Annotated in this window: 10 protein-coding genes and 2 pseudogenes; 5 read left to right on the top strand and 7 right to left on the bottom strand. The window is 66.5% G+C overall.

What is annotated here, in order from left to right; translation table 11 throughout:
* Positions 1-904: 904 nt before the first annotated feature.
* Both ACO1BR_RS43120 and ACO1BR_RS43125 read right to left on the bottom strand, forming a co-directional pair.
* Positions 905-1,099, bottom strand: a pseudogene (locus ACO1BR_RS43120) (thymidine kinase); the annotation flags it as partial.
* Between the two features lie 50 nt (positions 1,100-1,149).
* Positions 1,150-1,338 (bottom strand): annotated as a pseudogene (locus ACO1BR_RS43125) (aldo/keto reductase); the annotation flags it as partial.
* Positions 1,339-1,382: 44 nt separating this feature from the next.
* On the opposite strand from ACO1BR_RS43125, the gene ACO1BR_RS43130 reads away from it, so the two are divergent.
* The 4 genes from ACO1BR_RS43130 (at position 1,383) to ACO1BR_RS43145 (ending at position 2,472) form a co-directional block, all read left to right on the top strand.
* A complete protein-coding gene (locus ACO1BR_RS43130) occupies positions 1,383-1,580 on the top strand; it encodes a hypothetical protein (protein WP_426800596.1) in 198 nt (65 codons plus the stop codon).
* Positions 1,581-1,740: 160 nt separating this feature from the next.
* Positions 1,741-1,959 carry an ATP-binding protein gene (locus ACO1BR_RS43135; RefSeq protein ID WP_426800587.1) on the top strand — a complete coding sequence of 73 codons (219 nt, stop codon included), beginning with the start codon at positions 1,741-1,743 and terminating at the stop codon, positions 1,957-1,959.
* On the top strand, positions 1,956-2,198 hold the full coding sequence (locus ACO1BR_RS43140; RefSeq protein WP_426800588.1) for a hypothetical protein: 243 nt from the start codon (positions 1,956-1,958) through the stop codon (positions 2,196-2,198). Before ACO1BR_RS43135 ends, ACO1BR_RS43140 begins: the two co-directional genes overlap by 4 nt.
* A 34-nt stretch (positions 2,199-2,232) precedes the next feature.
* On the top strand, positions 2,233-2,472 hold the full coding sequence (locus ACO1BR_RS43145) for a hypothetical protein (protein WP_426800589.1): 240 nt from the start codon (positions 2,233-2,235) through the stop codon (positions 2,470-2,472).
* 538 nt (positions 2,473-3,010) lie between these two features.
* On the opposite strand, the gene ACO1BR_RS43150 is transcribed toward ACO1BR_RS43145, so the two are convergent.
* The 5 genes from ACO1BR_RS43150 to ACO1BR_RS43170 form a co-directional block, all read right to left on the bottom strand.
* Positions 3,011-4,099 carry an NAD(P)-dependent alcohol dehydrogenase gene (locus tag ACO1BR_RS43150; protein WP_426800590.1) on the bottom strand — a complete coding sequence of 363 codons (1,089 nt, stop codon included), beginning with the start codon at positions 4,097-4,099 and terminating at the stop codon, positions 3,011-3,013.
* 68 nt (positions 4,100-4,167) lie between these two features.
* Complete coding sequence (locus ACO1BR_RS43155) at positions 4,168-4,638, bottom strand: DUF4334 domain-containing protein (RefSeq protein ID WP_426800591.1); 471 nt, start codon at positions 4,636-4,638, stop codon at positions 4,168-4,170.
* A gap of 81 nt (positions 4,639-4,719) precedes the next feature.
* The gene (locus tag ACO1BR_RS43160) at positions 4,720-6,012 is read right to left on the bottom strand and encodes an MAB_1171c family putative transporter (protein ID WP_426800592.1); all 1,293 of its coding nucleotides are present in this window, start codon (positions 6,010-6,012) and stop codon (positions 4,720-4,722) included.
* Positions 6,013-6,021: 9 nt separating this feature from the next.
* Entirely contained in the window at positions 6,022-6,555 is a 534-nt protein-coding gene (locus ACO1BR_RS43165; RefSeq protein WP_426800593.1) for a hypothetical protein, read from the bottom strand.
* Between the two features lie 163 nt (positions 6,556-6,718).
* A complete protein-coding gene (locus ACO1BR_RS43170) occupies positions 6,719-7,594 on the bottom strand; it encodes a helix-turn-helix domain-containing protein (protein WP_426800594.1) in 876 nt (291 codons plus the stop codon).
* A gap of 1,478 nt (positions 7,595-9,072) precedes the next feature.
* Here ACO1BR_RS43170 and ACO1BR_RS43175 point away from each other — a divergent pair.
* Positions 9,073-9,372 (top strand): helix-turn-helix domain-containing protein, encoded by a 300-nt coding sequence (locus ACO1BR_RS43175; protein ID WP_426800595.1) that lies wholly within the window; start codon positions 9,073-9,075, stop codon positions 9,370-9,372.
* Positions 9,373-9,575: the final 203 nt, after the last annotated feature.

A 9,575-nucleotide genomic window follows, 5' to 3' on the forward strand; every position in this document is an offset into this window, starting at 1 on the left:
GCTGTTGAGTTCTCAAGGAACGGACGCTTCCTTTGTGCCTGTTTCACCAGGCTCTCCGGGCGCTTCCCTTCGGTCTTGCCTTTCCGACTCTATCAGATCCTCGCGGCTCCGATTTTCGCCGGTGCGATCCGGCCTTTCGACTTTCTCGCGGTTCCAACCTTACCAGATCCGTTTCCGGCTCCGGCCCCCTGTTGGAGGGGGGTCGGCCGCTTCGCTTTCGCTTTTCGGCCTTTCCGACTTTAGCAGATCTTCATTCTTGCCGTTTCCGGCTTGAATTCTGGTCTGTTTCCCCGTCGGAGGGGGTTGTTCGCGCCTTTCGGCGTGATCACTACTTTACTGGAATCCCTCGCTGGCTCATAATCGAGCCCCGGTCCGAATTACGGCATGCCGAAATTGGTCCGGTGACGGGCCGTTCAGTAGTGGTGTGCCGCTGAAGAGCGACGGAATGGCTGCCGTGGGGCCTGCCGGCTCCATGGCAACTCGAAGACCTTACATGATCCTTTGGGTACGGCACGACTTGGAGGCGCGTCCACGGTAGTTCGAGCTGTCCCGGCCCGTTAGGTCGCCGGATCAACTGGTCACCAAAGGCACCCACAAGGCGGGCGTATCCCGATGGCCCTTCCCTGGTCAGTGCACTCGCAGAGGTATGCCGCAAGGAGCAACCGCGATGGAAACATTGAGCGTTGGTGCTGTCCTCTCACTCAACCGACCGGGGAACTACGCCGAACCACGGCTTGCGGTGCGCTCACCGCGGCCCTCGCTTGCGGCTCCCGCCCAGGGCTCGAACCTGCGGCCAAGGCCACCCTCCCGAGCCCCCGCCCCAAAGCCACCCGCTCCCCGACGCTCGCTCCCCATGGCCAGCGCGACCGACAAACAAGCCGACGCGCTTCTCGCCGGCCAGAGGTCAAGTGGCGGTGACCGGCAGCACGTCCGACGACAGCGCCGCTACCCGCGCCGCGGCGCTCGTCATCCGCCTGCGGTGATGACGTCGGCACAGCACCTCGTACCCGACCTCCGCCGCCGACTGAGCCACGTCGCCCACGACAACCTGCTCCCCCTCGACGACCATCGCTCCACCCACGGTGCGCGCACTGTGCGTGCGTTCTCCTCGATACGCGTCACCCGCCGCGTCCTAGGGATGGGGGCGATGTCATCGCTCTGCGCGAGCAGCCAGGCCGGGGCAGTCTGGGCGGGCGTCGTGCCTGCCTGTTCGGCCACGGCCGTCACCTCGTCGATGATCGTGAGGTTCTGCTCGAAGTTGCCCTTGGCGAACCGGGGCGTGTTCAAGCGGAAGTCGTCCGCGTCCAGCTGAACGGGCGACCGGATCGCGCCGGTCAGGAAGCCTCTGCCTGTTCACCCACGCCCCTCGCGGCAGCCAGCTCATCGACCGGCTCCGCAAGGGGCGGTGCGAACTCTGCGACCAGCGAACCGGGATGGAAGTCCACCAAGTCCGCCCGCTCGTAGAGCTCCGCAGCAAGGACGAACAGCCTGTATGGGCGCAATTGATGCTCAAGAAACGGCGCAGAACACTCATGATCTGCACGACTTGCCACGGAGGCATCCATGCACACCAGGGGTGAGGAACACGCACAAGTCACTGGAGAGCCCGCTGCATCGAAAAGGTGCACGGCGGGTTCGGGCCGGGGGCCACTGAAAAAGGACCCGCGCAGCGGACACCTCGCCAGTGGCCTACCGGTACTCACGCACGGAGCGGCCCCCGGCCACGGCTTCACCCTGACCATGACGGCCGAGACCGACGCCGTACGCGTCGAAGTCCGCGACGCTAGCCCCCGCCGACCAAAGCTCCGGCGCCCCGCCAGCGACGACATCTGGGGCCGTGGCCTGTACATCGTCGAGATGTACAGCGACGAATGGGGCGTCACGGGGCCTTACGCGGACGGCAAGGCGGTCTGGTCCCGCTTCAAGATCGCGCATGCCCTTGAGGGGGCGCCGTGTTGAGCGGGCCGCACACCGTACTTCTCTTCCAGGAGTGGACGCTCCAGCCGGACCAAGAGCCGGACGCCGAACCCGTCACGTACTCCATGCAGTGCGCGGTCTGCGAGGAGGCCTCGACCACCAGTGAGGACTTCGCCGACGGACAGAGCTGGGTGTTCCGGCACGCCGGCCGCAACCCCTCCCACCTCACCTATCGGGAGATCATCATCCGCCCCTGGCGCGCCTGGATGCGCCAGCACTGACCCCGTCGCTCTCGACTCCCACCAGGGAGGAACCGTGGAACTTCCGTACATCGTCGTCGACCAGCTCGACGCCGACCAACTCCAGCAGCACACGTTCGTCGGCGACGCCGACCGGCCCCGCGCCATCGAGAAAGGTATCTGGCGCCGCACCCAGGAGAAGGCCACCGCCGCTCTGTCCGGCTGGTCCGGGGAGGTCGCGCCCGGCGCCGCGTCATCCACTACCGCTACCGGTACGGCCGCGTCCCCACCACGGCCGCGCCCGCGATCGGCCTGACGGACCTGGACCTGTACCACCACGCGCCGCCGCTCCCGCCGCCGATATCGCCGTCCACGAGGACACCGTACGAGCCGCCCTCACCGCGGGCGGCTGGAAACTCAGTCCCGGCGGAGTGCTGTGGATGCGCCGGGACCTGCGCTGCAGGATCACCCCCTGCACCGTCCACCCGCAGGAACTCCTATAGCCTCCTGCCGAGGCCGGGAACGCGGAACTGTCGCAACTGCCTTGCGGGGCATGGCCGTCTAGGCCAGCAACTTGGGACACCGGGCTGCTGCGGTGCGGCTCTCGGAGCGGTGCGTGCACCATGCCCACCAGCTGGCCCCCTCGCCGATCTCGACCGCCGCCGTACCCGCGCGATCGTGCTGGCCGACCTCGGGCCAAGTCCACCTCAAACGCGGTGACGTGGGGGCTGCCCTGGCGACCTGGGGTGACTTCATCGACTGCCCTGCCCGGGGGCGCAACTGACAGACCGTGCGGAGCCGTGCCTGAGCACGCACGGCCAAGTCACGTCTTCCCGGGAACGGTCCCGCCTGTTCTAGCCGAGTGTGAGGACGGGCTTGATGACGTCGCCCTGGGCAGCTGCTTGTGCTGCGGCTTCGGCGTCCGCGAAAGGGAACTCGCCGATCAGTTTCTCTACGGGGAGCTTGCCCTGCCGGTGGAGGTCGACCAAGCGCGGAATGAACTCGGCGGGGACGGAGTCGCCCTCAATCACCCCATGCAGCGTGAGGCCCTTGGTCATCGCGGCCATGGTGGGGAACTCGGCCGTGCCGATACCGACCAGAGCGAGTGCCCCGCGTTGGCGGAGTGACGTGATGGCTTGGGCGATGACCGCAGGCTGCCCGGTGGTGTCGATCGCATGCTGCGGGCCGCCGTCGATGAGGTCGCGAACGGCGGCAGCGACGTCCGTGTCGCCGCCGGGATCGAGAGTTGCCTTGGCGCCGAGCTCCTGGGCCAGCGCGCGGCGGGAGGCAACGGGATCGACTGCGATCACGTGACAGCCCTCGGCGACGGCGGCCATCACCGCGCTCAGCCCTACACTGCCGGCGCCGAAGACGACGAGGGTCTCGCCCGCTGCGGGCTGCAGGACATTGAGAACGGTGCCGACACCGGTCTGGACGCTACACCCCAGCGGAGCTGCCACCGTGGGCGGCAGATCGGCAGGGATCTTGACGGTGTTGCTCTCGTGCGTGAGGACATGGGTGGCGAGGCTGGACTGCCCGAAGAAGCTCCCGTACACGGCAGAGCCGTCGCTGGTGAGCGGGGTGCTGCCGTCCGTGCGGGTCCCGGCGGCGTTGAGCGCGTTGAATGCGGTGCAGTAGGCGGGGTGTCCATCGGTGCACGATTCGCATCCGCCACAGCTGCGGTAGCTCAGGCACACGGCGTCGCCGGGCGCCACCGTCGTCACGGCCTCACCGACGGATTCGACCACGCCCGCGCCTTCGTGTCCGAACACCATGGGCAGGCCCTGCGCGGGCCAGATCTGGCGCGCGCTCAGGTCTGTGTGGCAGATACCGGCGGCGGTGATTTTCACCAGGATCTCGTCCGCTCGAGGCTGCTCTATGTCGACCTCGCGGAGGGTGAAGGGGCCGCCGGGGGATTCCACTACGGCTGCTTGGGTGCGCATTACGTGTACTCCTGATGCTGTCGGCCACGTGTGACGCGGCCGGGGCGGGGTGACCGGTCGGCTCCTACTCAGTCGCGTTCGAGGAGGAAGTAGAAGTGTCGGCCGTGCGGGTCGAGGACGCCCTTGCCATTCATGACGCCCAGGAGCGTGGCGTCATCGACCCGCTTGAAGTGGTCCAAGATAGGGCGGCCGTCGTAGACCATGGTGGCCGTCGTCTCCCCACGGAACTCGACCATCCACAGGCTCGCGTCCCCCTGGCCCGCCTCCGTGTTGGAGAAGAGGTTGCCGTCGGCGTCGCGGCAGATCAGCGGCTCGACGTGATCGAGGGACTCAAGGTTCTTGCCGTGCCAGTTGGCGCCGTCGAGCACGCTCTCCACCGGGTGCCCGGTGGCGAAGGCGCTGCCCTTCCAGGAGCCGAGGATCTCCTCGGGCCGCACGGTCTCCAGGGCGGCCCAGAGCTGATCCAGCTCGTCGGTGGTGGCCTGCCCACCTGCTTCGCGTATGGCGGTGATCCGGGTCCGGGCCTGAGCGATGTCCATGCCGATTCCTCTCGTGTGCAGAACCCCGACACTATCGAAACCGGTTCTTGAGTCGGGCGGCGGTTCAGCAGGGATCGCGCGCTACGACGGGCTGCCGTGCGGGGCGGCCGACTCCGAGGCGACATCGGCGAGCAGCGCCTCGGCTTGGGCGGGGGAGATAGCCGCGTACTCCCGATGGACCTGACGCCACCAGCGGGCTTCATCCTCCGACCTTGACAGCGCCTTACGAGGCAGGGGCTCGGAGACCTCGCGGGTACGGCGGTTGCGGGCGGCTGCGCACAGCGCGGCCCTGATGTAGAGGGCCTCAGCTGTGGCCTGCGGGTTGGGCAGGTCTTCGGCGGAGTCTTCGAGCAGGTCCTCGGCGGCGTGGAACAGGCCCGGCGGGGCATACCCGCGCAGTTGCTCGACCGCGTCGGCGATCTCATGGACACGGGAGCTGAGCCGGATGGTCAGCGGCAGTGACCAGTCCGTGAGGTCACGCAGCAGCGAGGTCGGCCTGTCGGCGCTCCGGCCGGAAAGGGCGCTCTCGAAACTGACCTCGGAGCAGGCGGCCATCAGGTCTCGGCGCAGCGGTTCCAGGGCGCGCAGCAGCCGGAATCGGGACCACCGGGAGATGACGGCGTTGGCAGCCGGAACGCTCGATCCGGCCGCGAAGAAGATGAGAGCCCAGGACCATAGGGCACCGGTGACCTGGGTCATAGCAGGGGTGAGTGAGCGGAGGGAGGGGTCGGCGACGGTGCCCCAGATGAAGAAGGTGCGGAGGATGACGAAGCACCACCCGAGCGTCATGGACAAGGCCATGAGCACCAGTCCGATGCGCAGCGGCCAGGTGTCGGTGCGGCGGGCGACGCTTGCCCACTGGTAGCCGGTCACCGTGCAGGAGGCCGCGAGGTAGGCGTAGAAGATCGTGAGGAAGAGGGCTGCGCCCCACTCGCCACCGTGCTCGGCGGCGAAGTTTCCAGAGGTCCCGTCTCGCCGATCGACCACGGTGAAGAAGGTCAGCGTCAGCAGGGCGACGACGCCCACGGCCACCCGTGGCGAGATGCGGGCGATGAAGCCGGAGACCAGCACATACCGCGGCTCCGCTTCCCTGGCGCTCTGGCTGTAGGAGGCGGCCACATACGAGATGATCGCGGCGATGGCCGCCGTGCCACAGCACTGCTCGAGGAGGATGGACAGCTCTGTGACCGGCACCTGCTCCATCACATGCACGACGGTGGGGGTTTGGAGCCAGATGGCGGCACCGTAGCCGACGTAACTCGCGCACAGCGCTCGGCGCTGGGTGTCTCCGTAGCGCAGGGCCGCCGGGGCGCGCCACAAGGCGACCGCCGCCATGACGGCGGCGGTCAGGTGGAAGAAGACCGCAGTGAACAAGAAGTGGTCCTAGTCGCCGGTGCTCCGAGGCGGGGCAACCGGATGGCTGAGGGCGTGTCCCAGGAGGTCGACACGCTCGTCCCCGGCCAGCGCGCGACTACTCACCCGCTGCTCGATCAGGTACGCGCCGAGCTCAGCTTCCTGCTCTTCCATGGTCCCGTAGCGGGCGCGGGCCTGAATGGTCATCCCCCGTCCGTAGCGCTGGACGAGCTGGTGAAGCTCCTCGCCGGGAAGGAGCTGCTCCAGTTCCTCGGTGGTGAGGGTGGTGGAGTGCTGGAGCCACTCGTGAGCGAGTTCATGCAGGATGATGTGGTCGGTCTGGCTCTGGGTGGGCCGGGGCCGGTACAGGATGATCGTTACATCGTCCTCAAACCTCGCCCGCAGGCCGCAGGCGCGGCGGATGTCCTGCCGCTCCTCGAAGGGCACCAGGCGGATGCGCTGTCCGCGCGCGCTCGCGATGTTCTCCACCAAGCCGTCGATGGAAAAGGGCTCCGGCAACGGCAGGGTGGAGAGTTTCGTCTGGCACTGCCTGCGCAGCTTCAACTTTCGTAATGCGGACCTCACACCTTTGCCCCCTGACCTGCGGCGGTGGTCTCGTTTCAATGATCTCGGATGGTGCCAAGGCAATACCGTACGCGGTCGGCGGAGCGCAGTGCACAGTCGATGACGACGCCTCGGAGAGGCGATGGATGGCACTTGGCGACGGTTACCGGTCGGCCTTGCCGGACTCTTCGTCCCTGAACTCCTCGACCAGGGAGTTGAGCTTGGCCAGCATGCCGGTGGAGAGCCCTTCGCCGCGCAGATGCAGCTCGGCACCCTGCTGCCGGTTATTGGCCAGGAACCGGACATTCTCCATGATCTGCTGTACGACTTCCTCGTCTGACTGGAAGGTGTGCGGCGGAACGGTGAAAACCTCGCCGAGGCCCTCGTAGAGGACCTGTTCGGGCACCTGGGCGAGCAGCTCCTCGGCCGACTTCGCCCCGGTGCGCAGGTCCCGAATCTGGCTCGGCCTGACGACGTCGGCGTTGCCCGCCTTCACGTTGACCGCCGCAGCGATCGCGGCGTCCGAGGGCCGGTCATCGGCGGGGAGATGCTCCAGGAAGTGCGTGATCTTCTCCGCGAGGGTGGCCGGCGAGTGTGCTTGTGGTGCGGCGCAGGAGGCCGTCTCCTCGCCGAAGCTGCGGTCTTCAGAAGCACGCAGGTCCTCGACTGTCACCCCGCACGCTGCCGCCAGGCGCTCAGCGTAGGCGTCATCGAGCCGTTTCACCCCCCGCTCGGCGTTCTTCACAGGGACCGAGCTGCGGGTCCCGATGATCTCGGGCACGTCCCGCAGCCGGATACCGGCATCGCACCGCAGATCCCGCAGGTCCGGTGCGCCGGTGCGGGGGAACAGGTCGTCGATGTCCTCGCCCAGGGCGCGCGCGAGAGCAGGGAGCGTCTCAGCGGGCGGAGTGGCATCGCCAGCAAACCAGGCGCTGACCCGGGGAGGCGTGATCCCTACTCTGTCCGCAACGATCTTCTTCGGGATGTCACGGACCTGGCGAACACGCCGCAGGCGTTCGACATTGAACTCGCGTTGCACCGGTGCTCCTGAACTGCTGTGGATGGCGACAGAGATAGCTTGATCCCAAGACTTAAATCACGTAAGTTTTGCGATCGAGGGAGCTTGAGCGTCCTCCCAGGTCGCCCTGCTGGCGCTTCCTCATCCTATGGGACTCGCGTACCCACCACGCGGGCCTGCCGGACCAACCCGGCCAGCTACGGGGGACTTCGCCGACTGGGCCGGTCCGGATCCATCCTGGTATGGAATGGAAGCCATCGTTGAGTATTTCACTAATGCCGACATGGGCGCATCAGGACGATCCCTTAGAGCCTGCCCCGTCCACCTGGGCCCGTCGGTCCTGTACCGCAGGAACGCAGCACCGATGGTCGACTTCGCAACAGCGGAGGCGGAGCCTGCCCCGCTTCGTCGGGGCCCTGCCACGGCCGACTGCGCCGCAAAATCCCGGGCAACGCATCCAGCCCGAAGCTTCGGTGCGCCGTGCCGCTGAAGAAGCCGCTGAGCGGAGGCGCTGGGGCCGCTGCACTGCCCTCCGTGGCGCAGTGATTGAAGAGCCAGAGGCCGGGCGGCTGTTGAGTCGTCACTTCGACGCTGAGTAGACCATCAGATCACGGGGTGTTTCCGCGTGTGGGAGCAGCTTGAGGTTTGCTCTTTTCACGCATCCGAATAACCCAGCTCTCAAGGAATTGCTCAGCAGTGTGTTACGCGATCCCACCTCCCGGCAGCGTTGCGGGGTTGGGTCAAGTGGATTCGCCTTTCGGCAGGGCGAGCTCTTCCATCTTTCCTTGCCAGCTGTGTCTTCGAGTGAGGTAAGGGTGGCCTCTCACGTGCTCCGGACCGCCCATTGCCCCGGAGTGCGGCTTGCGGGGCTTGTTCCGGCTTGACTCTGATTCCAGCGCTGACGAAGCCAGGCCTTGATGGGGCAAAAGTTTGCCGCTTGACGATTGTGACCCAGTTTCGCACTCTCGGATGGCTCAGCGAAGAGCGCAAGATGCCGGACTATCGCGCCTCAGCACCTTCCTGCGACCTCTTGATCATCACGGGATGCGAAAACTTTAACCTAGTTTCACGGGGGACCGGTGACTGGCTTTACACATTCCATGGAAGACGTGGATCGCCGCTTCGCTCAGGAGGATCCGCCAGGGCATACGCCAGTGGCGGGTGTGCAACCGTTGAGTGGCACTGGGGACTCGATTGAGTGGCTTCAGTGGCTGGAGCATCGGCCAGTATTTGAGTTGTGCCTCGCCCCGACTGGGTGCCTGAACGGCCGTACCGGGTGGTTCAAGGTGGCCGAACTGACGACAGGGCTCGCCCAACGCAGGGTACGCGTACGTGCATTGTGCCCCGTCGCATTCGCTCGTGACCCCGAACACGCAGCGGAAAGACAGCGGATGCGTGAGTCCGGAGTCCAACTGCGTGTAGCGGCACAACCCCCGTTCCGGGGCGCGCTCATCGACCGGGAGATGGCCGTCATCCCGACTGCCGGGTCTGGAGGGGGTTTGCTGTTGCGTGACACGGCGTTGGTCAACCTGTACTACCAGCTGTTCGAGCAGACATGGGCCCAGCTCGCTGACAAGCCCGCCGCCTCTGTGGTCGACGCTGACCTGCAGGCACTGAGAGAACGAGAGCGCGAGATGCTGGACCTGCTGGCCGCGGGGTTGACTGACGAAATGATCTCCCGCCGCACGGGTGTGTCGGTGCGGACGATTCGGCGTACAGTCGCCGCGCTGATGGATCGTCTGGGGGCGCGCAGTCGCTTCCAAGCCGGAGCGTTGGCAGCCCGTCACTGGGGAATCTGACGTTGTTGACCGACGGAATACCGGGCGGTTCGCCTCTCATGCGTCATGCGCAGGCTGCTCTACCTCTAAAGCAGAGATGGTCCCTACTGGACTGAGCCGAGCGTGGCGGAAGGCGGCTCGGAGTTCTAGCCTCAAGACCAGTGACTTAACGGTCCCAGCTTCTGGGGACTTTGGTTGGCGGGTTGGTCGGGGTGGTGCGCCAG

Origin of the sequence: Streptomyces sp. YGL11-2, assembly GCF_050054615.1 — a bacterium.
GTDB lineage: Bacteria > Actinomycetota > Actinomycetes > Streptomycetales > Streptomycetaceae > Streptomyces.